The following is a 19,198-nucleotide window of genomic DNA, read 5'->3' as shown; positions in this document are numbered from 1 at the left end:
AGGGTCAGGGCGAGAACCACGAATACGCCGATCAGGAGCACGGCGTAGAGCAAGTCGGCCACTAGGCACCTCTCAGGACAGGTCACCCCATCGGTGACCAGGACCCCGCAACACTGCGCCCGGTACAGACCGACGCGACCCGTGCCTGACGGCCTCTTGATGCCCCGATCGGGTGCCTTTACGACTTCTTGATGCCTGGTGACGTGGCCCACAGACCGTGACGTGCTGCGGACGGAGCGTGCAATTCGGGCAGACAAGTCCGCCGAAGCGTGTTACACCGGTGTTACGGGTAGTTGTATGTGCTAACTAATCACCAGGAGGTAGCGATGTGCGGAATCGCCGGGTGGGTCTCCTTCGATACGGACCTCACCCAACGCCGCGAGGTCGTCGACGCGATGACCGCGACCATGGCGTGCCGCGGGCCGGACGACTCGGGCACCTGGGTCCGGCCGAACGTGGCGCTGGGTCACCGACGGCTCGCGATCATCGACCTGCCAGGCGGCAGGCAGCCGATGGCCGAAGCCGGGCTCGCCGCGATGGTCTACAGCGGTGAGGCGTACAACTTCACCGAACTGCGCGAGGAGCTTTCCAAGCGGGGCCACAAATTCGAGACCGACAGCGACACCGAGGTCGTGCTCCACGGCTACCTGGAGTGGGGCGACGAGGTCGTCGATCACCTCAACGGCATGTACGCCTTCGCGATCTGGGACGAACGCGACGAGAAGCTCGTGATGATCCGCGACCGCATGGGCATCAAGCCGTTCTACTACTACCCGACCCCGGACGGCGTCCTCTTCGGCTCCGAACCGAAAGCCATCCTCGCGAACCCGTTGGCACGCAAGGTGGTCGACACCGACGGCCTGCGCGAGCTGATGACCATGACCAAGACCCCCGGCTGGTCGCTGTGGAAGGGCATGCACGAGGTCGGACCGGGCACGATCGTCACCGTCGACCGCTCCGGGATCCGCACGCGGACGTACTGGAAGCTCGACGCGAAGCAGCACACGGACGACCAGGAGACCACGGTCGAGCGGGTGCGCGAGCTGATGACCGACATCGTGCACCGCCAGCTGATCGCCGACGTCCCCCGCTGCGTCCTGCTGTCCGGCGGCCTCGATTCCAGCGCCGTCACCGGTCTCGCCGCCGCGCGGCTGGCCGAACAGGGCGAGCGGTTGCGCACGTTCTCCGTCGACTTCCAGGGCCAGGAAGAGAACTTCCAGCCGGACGAGGTCCGGGACACCCCGGACTCGCCGTACATCCGCGATGTCGCGCGGCTGGTCGGCTCCGACCACAAGGACGTCGTCCTGAACCCGGCCGAGCTCAGCGACCCCGAGGTCCGCCGCAAGGTGCTGGCCGCACGGGACATCCCGGCCGGGCTCGGGGATATGGACACCTCGCTGTACCTGCTGTTCAAGGCGATCCGCGCCGAGTCGACGGTGGCGCTGTCCGGCGAGTCCGCCGACGAGGTCTTCGGCGGGTACCGCTGGTTCCACGACGAAGCCGCGGTGAACTCGGGGACGTTCCCCTGGCTCGCCTTCCGGATGGGGCTCACCAGCGAGCGGGGCGCGCTCCTGCGCGGCGAGGTCCAGGAGAAACTGGACCTGCCCGGCTACATCGCCGACCAGTACAGCACCGCCGTCGCCCAGGTCGAGCACCTCGACGGCGAGAGCGAGCAGGACCGCAGGATGCGCACGATCTGCAACCTGCACCTGACCCGGTTCGTGCGGATGCTGCTGGACCGCAAGGACCGGGCGTCGATGGCCGTCGGTCTCGAGGTGCGCGTGCCGTTCTGCGATCACCGCCTCGTCGAGTACGTCTACAACACGCCGTGGTCGCTGAAGACGTTCGACGGCAGGGAAAAGAGCCTACTGCGGCACGCGACCGAACACGTGCTGCCGACGTCGGTGCGGGACAGGGTCAAGAGCCCCTATCCGTCCACTCAGGACCCCGGCTACGCGGCGGCGTTGCAGCAGCAGGCCAAGGAGGCGCTGACCGAACGGGACAACCCGGTGTTCGAACTGGTCGACCGTGACTGGCTGCACCGGGTGTCCGAAGTGGACCCGGCCACGATGTCCTCGGCCCAGCGCTCCGGGATCGACCGGGCGCTGGACCTCTACCACTGGTTCGACCTGTACTCCCCCGAGCTCCAGCTCGACTGAAGTACCCGGTCCGCCGTCGTCTCAGCGACGGCGGCGGACCGTGCCCCCTACCGCGACTCCCCCGAGCACCGCGGTCGCGGCGAGCAGGATGCCCGCCTCGGTCCATTGGAACCGCCAGAACCGGTCGACGGGCTGGTAGACGGTGAAATCCTGATACCCCGCCGCCAAAGCGCACGCGCTCTTCCCTATCCCCACCGGGCAACCGGGCACGTTGTCCAGCGAACTCATCTCACGGCCGTCCGGCGTCACCCTGCCCAGCTTGACGATCAGCGCCCCTTTCGTGGCCGCATCCGGGCCGAGCGTGCGCACCGGCTCGGCGTAATGCGGCCTCAGCAGCAAGGCGATCGCTGCCGCGAGGAACACCGCGACCGTGATCGCGATGGCGGGCAAGGTCTTGCGCACCAGCACCCCGGCCGCCGTACCGAGGGTGAAGGCGAACAGCCACCAGGCTGCGGGCGCGACCCCGAGCGCGCCGAAGTAGGACGTCTCGGCGAAGCTCTCCGCCTTGCCAGGAAACATATCCAGCCACGCGCCGAACATCTGCCCCGAAGCGAGCCCGGCCAGCATCGCGCACCCGGCGAGGACACCGAACTTCACGGCCAGCCAGTGCCCGCGGCCGACCGACTGCGTCCACGCGAGCTGGTGGGTGTTGCGCTCGTACTCCCTGGCGAGCAGCGGCGCGCCCCAGAAGACGCCTGCCAGCAAGGGAATGAACGGCACCATCGCGACCAGCGGGTAGACCTTCTGATAGAGATCCTCAGTCCCGCGTCGTACTCACGGCACGGGACGCCGCCGCCGTGACAGTACAAGGAGGTCTCGCCGTTCGCGGCGCCGACGGCGACCTGCACGGAGAGGAGCAGGACGCCGCCGAGCACGACCAGGAATCCCAGGGTGACCAGCAGCTGGATACGGTGCTGCCGCCAGGTGAGCCAAAGCAAGAAGATGTGCCTTTCTAGGAACGACGCCGGATGGCGAAGGTCGCGGCGACGGCGAGCACGAGCGAGACACCCGCGAGGATCGCGGCTTCGGTCCATTGGAAACGCCAGTAGAAGTCCGCGGGCAGGACCTTGAGGGCGGTGACCTCGCCGGCCGCGTCCGTGACCATTTCGAGGACCCGGCCTCCGGGGCCTTGGTCGCCGAAGCCCATGGGAACGAGTTTCGGCTCCGCGTAGAGGTCACGGACATTGGCGATGCCGATCATCAGGCCGACGGTCACCGCGATGGTGACGGCGATGGCGGGCAGCATCTTGCGGATGAACGCTCCAGCGACGGTGCCGAGAACGAACCCGAAGAGCCACCACGCGCCGGGCGCGACGCCGGTCATCGCGAACAGGACCGGATTGTCGAAGCGGCTGGTGAAGGCGGTGTCGCCGCGATCGGTGGGGAAGACCTCCACCCAGCGCTGCATCATCGTGCCGAACGCGAGACCGCCGAGGGTGGCGAGCACGGCGAGGAAGCCCAGTTTCACGCCGAGCCAGCGGAATCGGGAGATCGACTGGGTCCAGGCGAGTTTCGTGGTGCCGCGTTCGTACTCCACCGCGACCAGCGGGGCACCCCAGAAGACCCCGATCGCCACCGGGACGACCTGCAACCAGGCGAGGTAGGTGTACAGATCCGCGAACAGCTTCGCCGGGTCCGCGCTGTCCGCCGCGGCGTTTCCGTTGACCAGCAACAGGATCCCGACGGCGACGAGCAGACCGGCGGTGATCAGCAACTGCATCCGGTGCTGACGGTAAGTGAGCCAGAGCATCGTTCCCCCTTACGCCGAAGCCAGTGTCGGACGAGGCAGGCTCGCGGATTCGGGTCGTCGCAGGTAGGCGAGCACCAGTTCCTCCAGTGTCGACGGCCGCTCGGTCCACTGTGGACCCAGCGGGACCGGTTCCGTGCGGGCGAACACGGTCGCCTGCCTGCCCGCCCTCGCCTCGTCCACGATCGCGACACGTTTGGCCAGCGCGTCGGCCTCGTCCACCGGCCCGGAAAGGATCCGGTGCCCGGCGACGAGTTCGTCGATGTCGCCGCTGACCTGCACCCGGCCGCCGTTGAGGACGATCAGCCAGTCGCAGGTGTTCTCCAGATCGGAGACGACGTGGGACGAGAGCAGGACGGTCATCCCGGTCTCGGCGACGGCCTCCATCAGGCCGCGCATGACCTCGTGACGGGCCAGCGGGTCGAGGTTCGCGAGCGGCTCGTCGAGCACCAGGAGGTCCGGGCGTTTGGCGAGCGCGAGAGTGAGCGCGACCTGCGCCCGCTGGCCGCCGGAGAGCTTGCCGACCTTGTGCTTCAAGGGAAGTCCGAGCGAATCGATGCGCTTGAGCGCGAACTCGTCGTCCCAGCCGGGGTTGAGGCGTCTGCCGAACTTGAGCATCTCGGCGATACTGAAACCCGGGTACAACGGCTTGTCCTGGGCGAGGAAGGCCGTGGTCCCCTGGATCGAGACCGAGCCCAGGGTGGCGTCCAGCAGCCCGACGGCCAGGTGCAGGAAGGTCGTCTTGCCCGCGCCGTTGGGCCCGACAAGGGCGACGACGCGCCCTTTCGGGACGGAGAGGGAGCAGTCGCGCAGCGCCCACTTGCGGCGGTAGCGCTTGCCGAGCCCGGTCGCCTCGATGACGGGTTTATCGGTCATGCCGTCCGCTCCCCTCGAAAGCCATCGACCACCACCGAGGTGAACAACGCCTCGACGTCTTCCTGATCCAGCCCCGATTCCCGCGCGTCGCGGACCCAGGTGCCGAGGCTCTTCCGCAAGCGCGTGCGCTCGGCGAACGAAGCGCCTCCGAGCGTCTTCTGGACGAAGGTGCCGAGGCCCGGCTTCCCCTCGACGAGGCCTTCGCGCTCCAGCTCGCGGTACGCCTTGAGGACGGTGTTGGGATTGATCGCCAGCTCGGCGACCACTTCCTTCGCCGTCGGCAGCCGGTCCCCCGGCTCCAGCAATCCCAGGCGCAGGGCGTTCTTGACCTGCTGGACGAGCTGGACGTACGTCGCGACGCCCGAGCCCTTGTCCAAGTGGAAGGTGACCACTGGCAACACCCTTTCACTAATTAAGTAGTGAAAGGGTGCAGGCAGAAGCCCGCCGCTGTCAAGTGATCAAGTGGTGGTCATGCCGAAAGCCGTGAAGGCCACCTTGAGGGACTCTGAGTCCCTCAAGGTGGCCTTCACGGAAAAACCCCAGCCCCAGTCAAGAAGAAGCGCCAGTCCGACGACACGGGGGGAAGACGTCGAGCTGGCACTACCCCCAACCCCCACCGCCACTGGAGAAGGCGGTGCCTGTGCAAGGTGTAGGTGCCCACCGTCGTACCGGAACCGAATGGGGGGTCCTGCCCGTCTTGTTGGTTGGGCACGGTTCCGGCGACGGGTCCTCGGTGGACACCCGGCAAGGATCACGCGGGCCGGATGCAGCGCGCTTGCACTACGCTTGCAGGCTCTGACGAGGGTGAGCGGAGGTGGCCGGGTGGAGTTCCGCGTCCTCGGCGCCGTCGAGGCGTGGGCCGGTGGCGATCCGGTCGATCTCGGCTCGCCCAAACAACGGCTCGTGCTGGCGGTTCTGCTGCTGGAGGCGGGCAAACCGGTACCGCGCGACCGGATCATCGACCTGCTCTGGCCCGAAGAACCGCCCGCCAGTGCACGAAACACCGTTCAAGCGCTGGTGTCCAGGCTGCGTGCGGTGTTCCGCGGCGCCGGCGGGCCGGAGATCGTCTCCGAGGGGACCCGGTACCTGCTCAAACTCGATCCGCGCCAGGTCGACCTGCACCGCTTCACCGAGCTGACCGCGCAGGCCCGCGACGCCGACGACGAAACCGCCGTGGAGCTCCTGGACGAGGCGCTCGGTCTGTGGCGCGGCGAGGCGTTGTCCGACGTGGTGAGCGGCGAGGTCGCCCAGCGGCTTCGCGGCGGCATCAACGAGGAACGCTGGACGGCGTTGGAGGATCGGGCCGAGGCGCAGCTGCGGCTCGGCCGCGGCAGGCAGGTCCTCGCGGAACTGACCGAACTGGTCGCCGCGCATCCCCTGCGGCAGCGGTTCGTCGGGCAGCTCATGCTCGCGCTGCACCGCGAAGGCCGCACCGACGACGCCCTCGAGGCTTTCCGCTCCTTGAGGGCCCGGCTCGGTACCGAACTGGGTCTCGATCCGTCCCCCGAACTGCGACGGCTGGAATCCGCGATCCTCGGCGCCGATCCCGCCCTCGAACCCGCGACCAGACCCGAACCGGTCCGCCCGGCGCAGCTGCCGCACGACGTCCGGGGGTTCGCCGGACGGGCGGGCGAGATGGAGCGCCTCGACGAGGCGACCCGCCACACGGCCGAGGGCACCGACATCTGGGTCATCAGCGGCACCGCCGGTGTCGGCAAGACCGCGCTCGCGGTCCGCTGGGCCCACCGCGTCCGCGACGCTTTCCCCGACGGCCAGCTGTACCTCGACCTGCGTGGTTTCGATCCGGACCACGAACCGCTCACCCCGGCCGTCGCGCTCACCCAGCTCCTGCAGGCACTCGGCACCGCGCCCAAGGCCATCCCGCCGGACACCGACACGCGGGCCGCGCTGCTCCGGTCGCTCCTCGCCGACAAGCGGGTCCTCCTCGTCCTCGACAACGTGCGCGACACCGGCCAGGTACTGCCGCTGCTGCCGCCGTCCGGCACCGTCCTGGTCACCAGCCGCCAGCGGCTCGGCGACCTCATCGCCCGCACCGGCGCCCGCGCGCTCCCGCTGTCCGTGCTGCCCGCCGAAGACGCGCGACATCTCCTGGAAGCCGTGCTCGGCAGCGAAACCGTCGCCGCCGAAGCCGTCGCGGCCGCGGAACTGGCGCGGCTGTGCGGGCATCTCCCGCTCGCGCTCCGGATCGCGGCGGCCAACCTCGGCGCGAGCGGCGAACCCGAGATCGCCGAACTCGCCCGCGAGCTCGCCGGTGGCGATCCGCTGGCGGAGCTGACCGTCGACGGTGCCGAGGAAAGTGCCGTGACCACGGCGTTCGGCGTCTCCTACCGGACGCTTCCCGAGGAGCATCGGGAACTGTTCCGCCGGCTCGCGCTCGTACCCGGCCAGACGTTCACCGCCCCCGCCGCGCAGGCGCTGACCGGCGTCCCGCATTCGAAGGCGAACCAGCAGCTCAAGGCGCTCGCGGCGGCGCATCTCGTCGAGCGCTACACCCCGGGGCGCTACCGATTCCACGACCTCCTCCGCAGTTTCGCGGCGGGCCGCACGCTGGCGGAGGACACGAAACCCGAACGCGACGCCGCGGCGAGGCGGCTCTTCGAGAGCTACCTGACCACCGCCGACACCGCGGGCCGCACCCTCATTCCGCACTTCCTGCGCCTGCCACGCGAGGAACCGGCGGACAAACCCTTCGCCGACACCGAAGAGGCACTGGCGTGGCTGGACGCCGAGTGGCCGAACCTCGCCGCCGCCGTCGAGCACAGCGCCGAACACGGCCCACCCGAGTTCTCCTGGCACCTCGCCGACGCGCTCCGCGCCTTCTTCCACCAGCGCGGTCATCACGCGGAATGGATCGACACCGCCTCGACCGCGCTCAAAGCCGCCCGCCGCAGCGGGGCCGGGCAGGCACAGGCGGCGATGCACCTGAGCATCGCGCTCGCCTGCGTCAACAGCGGCCGCTACGACGAAGCACGCGAGCACCTCACCAGCGCCCTGCGCGGAGACCTCCTCGACGGCTGGGACGCCGGCCGCGCGGCCGTGCTCAACAACCTGAGCGCGGTGCACCAGCGCCTCGGCGATCCGCAGGAGGCGATCCGCTGCGGGCTGGAATCCCTGCGGCTGTGCGAAGAACTGAACATGCCGGCCGTCTCGATGGCACTGGCGAACCTCGGTTTCCCGTACTGGCAGACAGGTCAGCTCGACGAGGCGCTCACCAACTTCACCCGCGCGCTGAAGGTCTCCGAACGGGACGGCGCCCGGTTCAGCGTCGCGGTACTGCTGGTCGACCTCGGCAACGTGCACCGCGACCTCGGCCTCCCCGACGACGCCTACGACTTCTACACCCGCGCGCTCGCGGCCAACCGCGAACTGGGCTACACCTACGGCGAGGCGACCGCGCTGTCCGGCAGGGCCGTACTCGAAAGCAGGCGGGACCCGAGCGAGCAGAACCGCACGGACGCGCTCGAAGCCGTCGAACTGACGCGCAAGATCGGCGACCGGGGCACCGAGGCCTGGACCCTCGTCGGACTCGGCGAGGTCTGCCTGCGGCTCGACTTGCCCGACGAGGCCGCCGAGCACTATCGGCTCGCGTTGTCGATCGCGCGGACGACCAGCTTCTTCTGGTGCGAGGCCGCCGCCCGGACCGGACTCGCGGAAACCCTGCTGCGACTGGGAAAACACCCGGAAGCCCGAACACAAGGCGAGCTGGCACAAGAGCTAGCGGCACGCTCCGGCTACCGGCTCGTCGAGGAACGCGCGAAACTGATCCTGGACGAGCTTTAGTTCTTGGTGTCGTACGACTTCACACTGGCGGCGATCGCCGCCGTGATCGCGGTCAGGACGGCGAGGATGATCGTCAGCGCCATTGCGGTGCTGTCACTGTCGTCGAAGCTGAAGAGCCACTTGACCTGCGCGCCGAAGGGCGTGCCCCACACCAGCGGCGTCCCCACGAAGACCGCCACCACGTAGAACACGCAAAGCCCGAACAGAGTCCACGCGCCGGGAATCCTGCGGGCGAACGTGAATCCCGCCGCGACCACCAGCACTACGGCCGAGATGACGCCGCTGGCCATGTTCTGCACCGTGATGCCCGACAAGCGGCCGTCCGCCTCTACGGCGACGACGACGTTGTAGAGCGCGAACCAGACGAGCATGCCGGCGGCGAGCAGCGCCAGGACGCCGGCGATCACCGCGGCCACGGTGTTCGCCCTCGGCTTGGGCGGCGCTGCGTCCCACTGCGCGGGTCCGCCGGATTGAGGGGAACCAGGCTGCGGTGGGTTCGGCTGCGGTGGGTTGGGCTGCATCCGCACTCCTCGCGCGTCCGGCGACACGAATCTGGCGCCTGTCGTGGTTCGCGGTCACCGTAGCGAACGGTGGCTCATGGTGTGCGGTCTTTGGCAGCAAGCTGCCTTCACCTCAGCCTGGTGGACTCTGGCCGCGGTCGGTCGCCGCCGGTCCGTGAAGGCCTCCTTACCTACCCTGAAGGTAGGGAAGGAGGCCCTCACTACCTCGGGTGGCGACACGTACGGCCAGACGCACCATCAGCCACGCCGGAAGCGCGTAAAGGGCTCCTTCCCCAAGTACATGAAGGACCCCTTCCTGTACCTAGGCGCAAGGATGGGGGCCTTCATGTACTCCCAAGGCCACCGGCGGCAAGCCACGTGAGTGGCGATTCGGGTTCTAACCCGAATCGCCACTCACAACCCCCTGGCCTCAGCCCGAGCCGAGGCAGACCCGTTCACCTGCCCCTTAGACCCAAAACACTCGCGCCCCGTCGCGGGAATGCCACTTCAGACGCGGACCTCGTCCACGCGGACCGGGCGGCGTTCGCGGCGGGAGAGCTCGCACGCCTCGGCGATGTAAAAAGCCTCCAGCGCGTCCGCCGCTCCACACGGGCTCGGCGCGCGACCGGCGGCGACGTCGAGGAATGCCTTCAACTCACTGGTGTACGCGGGCCGGAAGCGTTCCATGAACCCGGGGTAGGCCGGGCCGGGCAACGGCTGGACGCCGGGTTCGACCGAGGTCAGCGGCGCACGGTCGTCCAGGCCCACCACTGCGTTGCCCGCCGAGCCGAGTACTTCGAGCCGGACGTCGTAGCCCGCGCCGTTGTAGCGCGTCAACGAGACCACCGCCAGCGTTCCGTCGTCCAGCGTCAGGGTCGCGGCCGCGGTGTCGACGTCACCGGCGTCGGCGAAGAACCGCTCGCCCTTGTTCGTCCCGACGGCGTAGACCTCGACGACCTCGCGGCCGCTGACGAACCGGACGACGTCGAAGTCGTGCACTCCGCAGTCGCGGAACAGACCGCCGGAATGCGCGACGTACTCGGCGGGCGGCGGTGCCGGGTCGAGCGTGGTCGCGCGCAAGGTGTGCAGCCAGCCGAGCTCGCCCGAAGCCACCGCGGCCCGGGCGGCCGCGTAGCCCGCGTCGAACCTGCGTTGGAAGCCGATCTGCACCGGCACGTCCGAACCGGAGATCTTGTCGATCACCGCGAGCGTGCCGGGGATGTCGGCGGCGACCGGTTTCTCGCAGAACACGGGGATCCCCGCGTCGACGGCCCTGAGGATCAGTTCCGGATGGGCGTCCGTGGCCGCGGCGATCACGAGACCGTCCAAAGAGGACGCGAACAGCGAGGGGATGTCCGTCGCCGCTTCGACGCCGAGTTTGGCCGCGGCAGCCTGGGCGCGTGCGGCGTCCACGTCGGCGACGACCAGAGACGAGACCTCGTCGAAGCTCTTCAAGGTCTCGGCGTGCGAAGTGCCGATCCGGCCGGCGCCGGCGAGTCCCAACCTCATGTGGTTACCTTTCTGGAGCGGCGGTGGTCGAACGGACCACCAGCGACGGGTGCAGCAGATGCCGGACCGGTTCGGCACGTTCGCCCCGGACCCGTTCGAGCAGTGCCTCGACGGCCAGCCGCCCCATTTCGGTCCGCGGCTGGTCCACAGTGGTCAGTGAGAGATGGCGCAGCGCGGCGAGCGAGGTGTTGTCGTAGCCGACCACGGAAACGTCTTCGGGGACTCGCAGACCCGCATCCTCCAGCGCGGAGATCGCGCCGACGGCGTTGAAGTCGTTGCCCGCCACCAACGCTGTCGGCAGTCCACCCTGCGGCGGGTCGCCGAGCAGTTCGAGCACGGCCTTCTCCCCGGCGGTGTCGGTGTGCTCGCTGCGCACGATGATCGGATGCAGCCGGTGCCGCCGCATGGCCTGCTGGTAACCCCGGCGCCGGGCCGCCGCACCGGCGGCCAGGCCACCGTCCAGATGGGCGATCCTCCGGTGCCCCAAGGAAACCAGATGGTCGACGGCGAGCGCGGAACCCGCCTCGCCGTCATCGTTCACCGTATCCACGCCCGGCGCGCGCGAAGTGCGCGACACCAGGACGACGGGTCCTTGGGCGGCCGCTTCCTCGATCGCCGACGCGGGCACCACCGGCGACAGCAGGATCACCCCGGCCGGACGGAAGGACAACAGACTCTTCAACGCGGCCCGCTCGCGCGCGGGACTGCGGCCGCCGGTGTTGAGGATCAAATGGAATCCGGCCGCTTCGGCCGCCGCGTCGAGCCCCTCGACGACGTCGGCGAAGAACGCGTTGCGAAGGTCCGAGACCATCACGCCGAGGACGGTCGACGTCCGGCTCGCCAGCGACCTGGCCATCGCGTGCGGTTCGTACCCCAGTTCGTGCGCAGCGCACAGCACGCGCGTCCGCCGTTCGTCGGACACGTTCGGCGCGTTGCGCATCACCAGTGACACGAGCGCGCGGGACACCCCCGCTTTCGCGGCGACGTCCTCCATCGTCGGTCGCGCCATTTCCATCCTCCCCCTGCCCTTGACTTTACTGTGACGGACGCTACATGATTAGAGCGCTCTAATCAATAGAGCGCTCTAACCCGATCTCCCCGAAACCCCCGAACCTTCAGGAGGCCGCCGATGCCAGTGACGACATCCCGGATCCGCGTCGCCGCCGCCCCGATCTCCTGGGGCGTGTGCGAAGTCCCCGGCTGGGGCCGTGTGCTCGACGCGGGGACCGTACTGGGCGAAATGGCGGAGCTGGGAGTGCGCGCCACCGAGCTCGGCCCGCCCGGTTATCTGCCGCGCGACCCGGCCGAGCTGCGCGCGTTGCTCGCCGGATACGAGCTCGACCTGGTCGGCGGGTTCCTCGCCGTCGTACTGCACGAGTACCCCGAAGCCGCGTTGGCGGCGGCCGAGGAGTCGGCGGCGCTGTTCGCCGCCTGCGGTGGCGACGTGCTCGTGCTCGCCGCCGCCAGCGGTCTCGACGGCTACGACGACCGGCCGAAGCTGAGCGACACCGAATGGGCGACCCTCGTCGAAACCTCCGGCGCGATCGGGGAAATCGCCGCACGCCACGGACTTCGCACCGTGCTGCATCCGCACGTCGGGACGCACGCGGAAACCGAGGAAGAGGTCGAGCGCTTCCTCGCCGATTCCACTCTGCCGCTGTGCCTGGACACCGGGCATCTCCTCATCGGCGGGACCGATCCGGTGGCGCTGGCCGAGCGGTACCCCGAACGGGTCGGGCACCTGCACCTCAAGGACGTGCGCGGCGAACTCGCCGAAGATGTCCGCGCCGGGAGGCTTCCCTATACCGAAGCGGTGGGCAAAGGTCTGTATGTCCCGCTCGGTGACGGGGACGTCGACATCGAAACGATGGTCAGGTCCGTCCACGAGGCGGGCTACGACGGGTGGTACGTGCTCGAACAGGACACCGCGCTGAGCGAGGGGAGCCCGGAGGATCTGCCGAAGCGGGATGTGGCCAGGAGCCTGGTGCATCTCGACGGAATCGTCAGCCGGCTCCCGGCTGCCAGGTAACGGAAGAAGCGAGGAGAGACGACGATGTCCCATCGCTTGGGGAAATGGCGGAGCAACGGGGTGTACGGCGAGGAACCCGAACCGGAACCCGCTCCGCCGACGCGATTCCGGTCGCGGGTTCCCGGGAAGAGCCTGAGGAAGGCCCTGGTGGTCGTGGCGGGGCTGGTGCTCCTGTCCGCGTGCACCGGGCCGAAGGCCGAGGAGAAACCCGCCGAGGGCGCGGGCCCGGCCACGACGGCACAGCCCACCGGGCCCCTGCGGGTCGCGGTCATCTCGCATGGCACGGCGGGTGACGCGTTCTGGAACGTGGTCAAGAACGGCGCCGAGGAGGCGGGCAGGCAGCTCGACGTCCAGGTCGAGTACAACTCCGACGGGGACCCCGGCAACCAGGCCAAGCTGATCGACAACGCGGTCGCCCAGCGGGTCGGCGGGCTGGTGGTGTCGATGGCGAATCCGGAGGCGCTCAAGACCTCGATCGAGAACGCGGTCCGCGCGGGGATCCCGGTCATCACCATCAACTCCGGCGAGGACAAGAGCGCGGGCTACGGCGCGCTCACCCATGTCGGGCAGAACGAGACCATCGCCGGCGAGGAAGCCGGGAAGAAGTTCCGGGAGCTCGGCAAGAAGAAACTGCTCTGCGTGGTCCACGAGGCGGGCAACGTGGGGCAGGCGCAGCGGTGCGACGGCGCCAAGTCCGGTTTCGCGGGCGATGTGCAGACCCTGCAGGTCGACATCAGCAACCCCACCGACGCCGAATCCCGGATCAGGGGCGCGGTGCAGACCGACTCTTCGCTCGACGCCGTTCTGACGTTGAACTCGCAGGTCGCGGCCCGGGCGGTGAGCGCGATCAAGGCGGTGGGCTCGACGGCCCAGGTCGGCACCTTCGACCTGAACACCGACGTGGTCGGCGCGATCAAGGCGGGCGACGTGGTGTTCGCGGTCGATCAGCAGCAGTACGAGCAGGGCTATCTCCCGGTGCAGTTCCTCAAGCTCTACCGCGACAACGCGAACGTCGTCGGCGGCGGGAAGCCGGTGCTCACCGGACCCGACCTGGTCGACAAATCCACTGTGGACACGGTCGGCCAGTACGTGCAAAGGGGCACGCGATGACAACCACCATGCTCGACGAACGGATCGCGAAGCCCCGGCTGCTCGACCGGCTGGTCGTCCGCCCCGAGATCGGCGCGCTGCTCGGCGCCGTCGTCGTCTTCCTGTTCTTCACGCTCGTCACCGACCAGTTCTTCAGCGGCAGCGGCGTGGCGACCTGGCTGGACGACGCCTCGACGCTCGGCATCATGGCGGTCGCCGTTTCCCTGCTGATGATCGGCGGCGAGTTCGACCTCTCGGCCGGCGTGATGACCGCGTCCACCGCGCTCGTCACCGCGACACTGGCGACGGAGGCGGGCTGGAACGTCTGGCTCGCGCTGTTCGCGTCGCTGGTCTTCGCTCTCGCTGTCGGAGCGTTCAACGGCTGGTTGGTGATGCGCACGGGCCTGCCCAGTTTCATCGTCACCCTGGGCACGTTCCTGGCACTGCAAGGGCTCAACCTCGGCGTGACACGGCTGGTCACCGGCACCGTCCAGGTGTCGGGGATGCGGTCGACCGACGGCTACGAGTCCGCCGGTTTCGTCTTCGCGTCCACAGTGGACATCGGCGGGACGGCGTTTCAGATCTCCATCGTGTGGTGGATCGGGTTCGCCGTGCTGGCGGCCTGGCTGCTGGTCCGGACCCGGTTCGGCAACTGGATCTTCGCCGTCGGCGGTTCCGCGCAGAGCTCGCGCGCGGTCGGGGTCCCGGTGGTGCGCACCAAGATCATGCTGTTCATGACCACCGCGCTCGCCGCGTGGCTGGTCGGCTCGATCAACATCCTGCGGTTCGCGAGCGTCCAGGCGAACCAGGGCATCGGGCTGGAGTTCCAGTACATCATCGCGGCCGTGATCGGCGGCTGCCTGCTGACCGGCGGATTCGGTTCGGCGATCGGCGCCGCGATCGGCGCGCTGATCTTCGGGATGGCGAGGCAGGGCATCGTGTTCGCCCGCTGGGACAGCGACTGGTTCATGCTGTTCCTCGGGGTCATGCTGCTGTCCGCGGTCCTGGTCAACAACGCCTTCCGGCGGCGCGCGGAAAGGGTGCGGCGATGAGCCATCTTCTCGAGGTCAAGGAAGTCGGCAAGACCTACGGCAGCGTGATCGCGTTGCGCGACGTGTCCACGGTGGTCAACGCGGGCGAGGTGACCTGTGTGCTCGGCGACAACGGCGCCGGCAAGTCCACCCTGATCAAGATCCTGGCCGGGGTCCACCAGCACGACAGGGGCGAGTTCCTGGTCGAGGGCGAGCCGGTCAAGTTCGCTTCGCCGCGTGAGGCGCTCGATCGCGGCATCGCCACGGTGTACCAGGATCTGGCGGTCGTCCCGCTGATGAGCGTGTGGCGGAACTTCTTCCTCGGCTCCGAACCGACGGTCGGCTTCGGTCCGTTCCGCGCGCTCGACCGGAAGAAGGGCCGGGAGACGACCAAGAAGGCGTTGTCCGACATGGGCATCGACCTGCGCGACGTCGAACAGCCGGTCGGCACGCTGTCCGGCGGCGAGCGGCAGTGCGTGGCCATCGCGCGGGCCGTGTACTTCGGGGCGAAAGTGCTGATCCTCGACGAGCCGACGGCCGCGTTGGGTGTCAAGCAGGCCGGTGTCGTGCTCAAGTACGTCGCGCAGGCCCGTGACCGCGGGCTCGGCGTCGTGCTGATCACGCACAACCCGCACCACGCTTTCCCGGTGGCCGATCGCTTCCTGCTCCTCAAACGGGGCGTGTCCCTCGGCGCCTACGAGAAATCCGAGATCGACCTGGCCGAACTGACCCGGCAGATGGCGGGCGGCGCGGAACTGGAAGCCCTCGAACACGAATTGCGAGCTGTGGAGTCCCCTTCATGACCGCTCTCGAAGCATTGACCGTCGGCCGGGTCGGGGTGGACCTCTATCCCGAGCAGAGCGGCGTGCCGCTGGCCGGGGTCAGCACCTTCGCCAAATCGCTCGGCGGCACCGCGACCAACGTCGCGGTCGCCGCCGCGCGGCTCGGCCGCTCGACGTCGGTGCTGACGAAGGTCGGCCCGGACGGCTTCGGTGACTACGTGCGGCAGGCGTTGCGGGAGTTCGGCGTGTCCCCGGATCACGTGGGGACGTCGGCGGGGTTGCAGACGCCGGTGGTGTTCTGCGCGCTGGACCCGCCCGCGGATCCGCCGCTGCTGTTCTACCGGTCCCCCATCGCGCCGGATCTGACCCTCACCGAGACCGACGTGCCCTGGGACGTCGTGGAAACGGTGCCGCTGCTGTGGGTCACCGGAACCGGCGTCTCCGTCGAACCGGCGCGCGGCACCCAGCGCAAGATGCTCGAGCGGCGCGGACGCCGGTCGCACACCGTGCTGGACCTCGACTTCCGTCCGATGTTCTGGCCCGACACCGGGACAGCGCGCGAAGAGATCGGCTGGATGCTCGACCACGTCACGGTCGCCGTCGGCAACCGCACCGAGGCGGAGGTCGCCGTCGGCACGGCGGATCCCGACGAGGCCGCGTCCCGCATGCTGGCCAGGGGCGTCAAACTGGCGGTGATCAAGAAAGGCGCGGAGGGCGTGCTGGTGGCCACCGCCGAGGGCCGCTGGACCGTGCCACCCCAGCGGGTCGAGGTCGTGTGCGGGCTCGGCGCGGGTGACGGGTTCGGCGGCGCGCTGATCCACGGTCTGCTTTCCGGCTGGGATCCGGTGCGCATCGCCACGTACGCCAACGCGGCGGGCGCGCTCGTCGCCTCCCGGCTCGCCTGCGCCGACGCCATGCCCACCGCCGACGAGATCGAGGAGTTGCTGTGAGCAAGCTGCACCGTCCACTCGGGACGCTTTCGGACGAGCGGGATCCCGTCCGGCTCAGCCCGGATTCGGCGGGCTGGACGTACAGCGGCCTGCGGGTGCTCTCACTGGCCGCCGGTGAGACGAGGCTGGTGCGCACCGGCGAGTACGAAGCGTTCGTCCTGCCGCTGTCCGGCGGGTGCACCGTCCGGGTCGACGGACTGGTCTTCGAACTCGCGGGGCGGGATTCGGTGTTCACCCGCGTCACGGATTTCGCGTACGTACCACGCGATGCCGAAGTCGAGTTGTCGACACAGGAAGGGATCGAGGTCGCGCTGCCGATGACGCGCTGCACCCGTCGTCTCGAACCGCGCTACGGACCCGCCGAGAACGTGCCGGTGGAGGTGCGCGGCGCGGGGCAGGCGACGAGACAGGTCACCAATTTCGGAGTGCCCGGCGTCTGGGACCACGCGGACAAGCTGAACGCGTGCGAGCTGATCACCCCCGGCGGCAACTGGTCCTCGTACCCTCCGCACAAACACGACGAGGCGTCCGAATGCGAGGTCGTCAACGAGGAGATCTACTACTTCCGCATCGCGGGCCGCGACGGAGTGACACCTTCGCGCGAAGGGTTCGGTCTCCATCGGACGTACACAGCCGACGGTGAACTGGACGAGGACGTCGCGGTCCGGGACGGCGACGTCTTCTTGATCCCGCGCGGCTACCACGGTCCTTGCGTCGCCGCGCCGGGCTACCCGATGTATTACCTGAACGTCCTGGCCGGGCCGGCCGATGAGCGGTCGATGGCGTTCTGCGACGACCCCGCGCACGGTTGGATCCGCGAGACGTGGAACGACCAGGAACTCGACCCACGCTGCCCGGTCACGAGCCACGAAGGACGGGTGTCATGAAGCTGACCACGGCACAGGCCCTGGTGCGCTGGCTGCTCGCGCAGCGGTCGGAAACCCTGGACGGCCGGGAAGTCCCCTTGTTCCCGGGTGTTTTCGCGATCTTCGGGCACGGGAACGTCCTCGGTCTCGGCACCGCGCTGGAGGAGCACCGCGATGAGCTCCCTCTGTGGCGCGGGCAGACCGAGCAGGGCATGGCGCTCGCGGCGGTCGGCTACGCCAAGGCGACGCATCGGCGCCAGGTCGGCGTGGTGACGTCGTCGATCGGGCCCGGCGCGCTGAACATGGTCACCGCGGCCGGGGTCGCGCACGCGAACCGGCTGCCGATCCTGCTGCTCCCCGGTGACACCTTCACCAGCCGCGCGCCGGATCCAGTGCTGCAGCAGGTGGAGCATTTCGGCGACCCGACGGCCACGGTCAACGACGCGTTCCGCCCGGTGAGCCGGTATTTCGACCGGATCGTCCGGCCGGAGCAACTGCTCTCGACGCTACCCCAGGTCGCCAGGGTGCTGACCGATCCGGCGGACGCGGGGCCGGTGACACTGGCGCTCCCTCAGGACGTCCAGGCGGAGACGTACGACTTCCCGGACGCGCTCTTCGCGCCGGTGACCCACCGCCCGCCGCGTCCGCGGCCCGATCGCCGGGTGCTCACCGAAGCGGCCGGCGCGCTGCGGGCGTCCCGGAAACCGTTGCTGGTGCTGGGCGGCGGTGTCCGCTACTCCGGCGCCGGTGAACGTGCGCTGGCCTTCGCCGAGCGGCACGGCATCCCCATCACCGAAACCACGGCCGGGCGCACCCTGGTGCCGCACGGCCATCCGCTGCACGCCGGTCCGCTGGGCGTCACCGGTTCGACGTCGGCGAACGTCCTGGCCACCGAGGCCGATGTCGTACTCGCCGTCGGCACCCGCTTGCAGGACTTCACCACGGCGTCCTGGACGGTGTTCTCCCCCGACGTCCGGCTGATCACCCTGAACGCCGCCCGGTTCGACGGGGTCAAGCACGGTGCGCTGGCCGTCGTGAGCGACGCCGACGCGGGTCTCACGGATCTGGCCGCCCAGCTGGAAAGCTGGCAGGTCGATCCTTTGTGGACAGAGCGGGCGGCGGCGGAACGCGGCCGATGGGACGCGCGTATCGACACGCTGCGCGGTGCCGTCGGCGAAGTGCCGACCTACGCCCAGGTCGTCGGCGCGGTCAACGACCTCTCCGAGCCGCACGACTACGTGATGACCGCGTCCGGCGGGATGCCGGGAGAACTGATCGGCGGCTGGCGCGGATCGGGATCGATCAGCATGGACGTCGAGTACGGCTTCTCGTGCATGGGGTACGAGCTCGCGGGCGCGTGGGGCGCGGCGATGGCGCACACCGGTGGCCTCGTCACCACGATGCTCGGCGACGGTTCGTACCTGATGCTGAACTCGGAACTGTTCTCGGCGGCCTTCGCCGGACATCCTTTCGTGGTGGTGGTCTGCGACAACGACGGCTTCGCGGTCATCGCCCGGCTACAGGAGGGGCAGGGCGGCAAACCGTTCAACAACTTCCTCGCCGACTGCCGGAGCGCGCACGGCACTCCCCCGCGGGTCGACTTCGCGCGGCATGCGGAGTCACTGGGCTGCGCGGTGTTCACCGCGTCCTCTTTGGATGATGTGCGCGCTGCCTACGCGAAGGCGCGGGAAGCCGCGGTGGCCGAGAACCGTCCGGCGGTGGTCGTGGTGCGGACCCAGCCGAACTCCTGGACCGAGGCCGGTGCCTGGTGGGAGGTCGGCGTCCCGGAGCACCTCGCCGGAAGGGAGGGATTCGAAGCTGGAAAAGCGACGCAGGTGCGCTACGTGAACCGCAAGTAG

Annotated in this window: 17 protein-coding genes; 10 read left to right on the top strand and 7 right to left on the bottom strand. The window is 69.1% G+C overall.

The window, feature by feature from the left end; all coding sequences use genetic code 11:
• Positions 1–326: 326 nt before the first annotated feature.
• The gene (gene asnB, locus ACLJO0_RS20610) at positions 327–2,159 is read left to right on the top strand and encodes an asparagine synthase (glutamine-hydrolyzing) (protein WP_410580093.1); all 1,833 of its coding nucleotides are present in this window, start codon (positions 327–329) and stop codon (positions 2,157–2,159) included.
• 21 nt (positions 2,160–2,180) lie between these two features.
• Here asnB and ACLJO0_RS20605 read toward each other — a convergent pair whose 3' ends face one another.
• Complete coding sequence (locus ACLJO0_RS20605; protein ID WP_410580092.1) at positions 2,181–2,882, bottom strand: ABC transporter permease; 702 nt, start codon at positions 2,880–2,882, stop codon at positions 2,181–2,183.
• Positions 2,883–2,956: 74 nt separating this feature from the next.
• Here ACLJO0_RS20605 and ACLJO0_RS20600 point away from each other — a divergent pair, with 74 nt between their 5' ends.
• Positions 2,957–3,115, top strand: coding sequence for a hypothetical protein (locus ACLJO0_RS20600; RefSeq protein WP_410580091.1), 159 nt, complete (start codon positions 2,957–2,959; stop codon positions 3,113–3,115).
• Here ACLJO0_RS20600 and ACLJO0_RS20595 read toward each other — a convergent pair.
• Genes ACLJO0_RS20595 through ACLJO0_RS20585 form a run of 3 tightly spaced genes read right to left on the bottom strand, consistent with a single transcriptional unit; the run spans position 3,112 to position 5,174 of the window.
• Positions 3,112–3,909 (bottom strand): ABC transporter permease, encoded by a 798-nt coding sequence (locus ACLJO0_RS20595; RefSeq protein WP_410580090.1) that lies wholly within the window; start codon positions 3,907–3,909, stop codon positions 3,112–3,114. The two genes, ACLJO0_RS20600 and ACLJO0_RS20595, sit on opposite strands and share 4 nt — an antisense overlap.
• A gap of 9 nt (positions 3,910–3,918) precedes the next feature.
• The gene (locus ACLJO0_RS20590) at positions 3,919–4,782 is read right to left on the bottom strand and encodes an ABC transporter ATP-binding protein (RefSeq protein ID WP_410580089.1); all 864 of its coding nucleotides are present in this window, start codon (positions 4,780–4,782) and stop codon (positions 3,919–3,921) included.
• On the bottom strand, positions 4,779–5,174 hold the full coding sequence (locus tag ACLJO0_RS20585; RefSeq protein WP_396566836.1) for a GntR family transcriptional regulator: 396 nt from the start codon (positions 5,172–5,174) through the stop codon (positions 4,779–4,781). The genes ACLJO0_RS20590 and ACLJO0_RS20585 overlap by 4 nt, the downstream gene beginning before the upstream one ends.
• Positions 5,175–5,604: 430 nt before the next feature.
• Between ACLJO0_RS20585 and ACLJO0_RS20580 the strand changes: the two genes are divergently transcribed.
• Positions 5,605–8,583, top strand: coding sequence for a BTAD domain-containing putative transcriptional regulator (locus tag ACLJO0_RS20580; RefSeq protein WP_410580088.1), 2,979 nt, complete (start codon positions 5,605–5,607; stop codon positions 8,581–8,583).
• On the opposite strand, the gene ACLJO0_RS20575 is transcribed toward ACLJO0_RS20580, so the two are convergent.
• From ACLJO0_RS20575 to ACLJO0_RS20565, 3 genes are all read right to left on the bottom strand, one after another.
• A complete protein-coding gene (locus ACLJO0_RS20575) occupies positions 8,580–8,999 on the bottom strand; it encodes a hypothetical protein (RefSeq protein WP_410580087.1) in 420 nt (139 codons plus the stop codon). The genes ACLJO0_RS20580 and ACLJO0_RS20575 overlap by 4 nt on opposite strands.
• Positions 9,000–9,590: 591 nt before the next feature.
• The gene (locus ACLJO0_RS20570; RefSeq protein WP_410580086.1) at positions 9,591–10,592 is read right to left on the bottom strand and encodes a Gfo/Idh/MocA family oxidoreductase; all 1,002 of its coding nucleotides are present in this window, start codon (positions 10,590–10,592) and stop codon (positions 9,591–9,593) included.
• A 4-nt stretch (positions 10,593–10,596) separates the two neighbouring features.
• Entirely contained in the window at positions 10,597–11,601 is a 1,005-nt protein-coding gene (locus tag ACLJO0_RS20565) for a LacI family DNA-binding transcriptional regulator (protein WP_125792673.1), read from the bottom strand.
• Positions 11,602–11,721: 120 nt separating this feature from the next.
• On the opposite strand from ACLJO0_RS20565, the gene ACLJO0_RS20560 reads away from it, so the two are divergent.
• From ACLJO0_RS20560 to iolD, 7 genes are all read left to right on the top strand, one after another.
• The gene (locus ACLJO0_RS20560) at positions 11,722–12,621 is read left to right on the top strand and encodes a sugar phosphate isomerase/epimerase family protein (protein ID WP_410580085.1); all 900 of its coding nucleotides are present in this window, start codon (positions 11,722–11,724) and stop codon (positions 12,619–12,621) included.
• 147 nt (positions 12,622–12,768) lie between these two features.
• Positions 12,769–13,731 carry a sugar ABC transporter substrate-binding protein gene (locus ACLJO0_RS20555; protein ID WP_410580324.1) on the top strand — a complete coding sequence of 321 codons (963 nt, stop codon included), beginning with the start codon at positions 12,769–12,771 and terminating at the stop codon, positions 13,729–13,731.
• Positions 13,728–14,762: an ABC transporter permease gene (locus ACLJO0_RS20550; protein WP_410580084.1), complete on the top strand. Its 1,035-nt coding sequence runs from the start codon at positions 13,728–13,730 to the stop codon at positions 14,760–14,762. The genes ACLJO0_RS20555 and ACLJO0_RS20550 overlap by 4 nt, the downstream gene beginning before the upstream one ends.
• Entirely contained in the window at positions 14,759–15,544 is a 786-nt protein-coding gene (locus tag ACLJO0_RS20545) for an ATP-binding cassette domain-containing protein (RefSeq protein ID WP_125786573.1), read from the top strand. The genes ACLJO0_RS20550 and ACLJO0_RS20545 overlap by 4 nt, the downstream gene beginning before the upstream one ends.
• Positions 15,541–16,473: a 5-dehydro-2-deoxygluconokinase gene (gene iolC, locus ACLJO0_RS20540; protein ID WP_410580083.1), complete on the top strand. Its 933-nt coding sequence runs from the start codon at positions 15,541–15,543 to the stop codon at positions 16,471–16,473. Before ACLJO0_RS20545 ends, iolC begins: the two co-directional genes overlap by 4 nt.
• Complete coding sequence (gene iolB / locus ACLJO0_RS20535; protein WP_410580082.1) at positions 16,470–17,360, top strand: 5-deoxy-glucuronate isomerase; 891 nt, start codon at positions 16,470–16,472, stop codon at positions 17,358–17,360. The genes iolC and iolB overlap by 4 nt, the downstream gene beginning before the upstream one ends.
• The gene (iolD, locus tag ACLJO0_RS20530) at positions 17,357–19,198 is read left to right on the top strand and encodes a 3D-(3,5/4)-trihydroxycyclohexane-1,2-dione acylhydrolase (decyclizing) (RefSeq protein ID WP_410580081.1); all 1,842 of its coding nucleotides are present in this window, start codon (positions 17,357–17,359) and stop codon (positions 19,196–19,198) included. Before iolB ends, iolD begins: the two co-directional genes overlap by 4 nt.

The organism is Amycolatopsis sp. lyj-108, from assembly GCF_046549005.1.
Classification (GTDB): domain Bacteria; phylum Actinomycetota; class Actinomycetes; order Mycobacteriales; family Pseudonocardiaceae; genus Amycolatopsis.
This window is presented reverse-complemented; position numbering and strand designations above follow the sequence as displayed.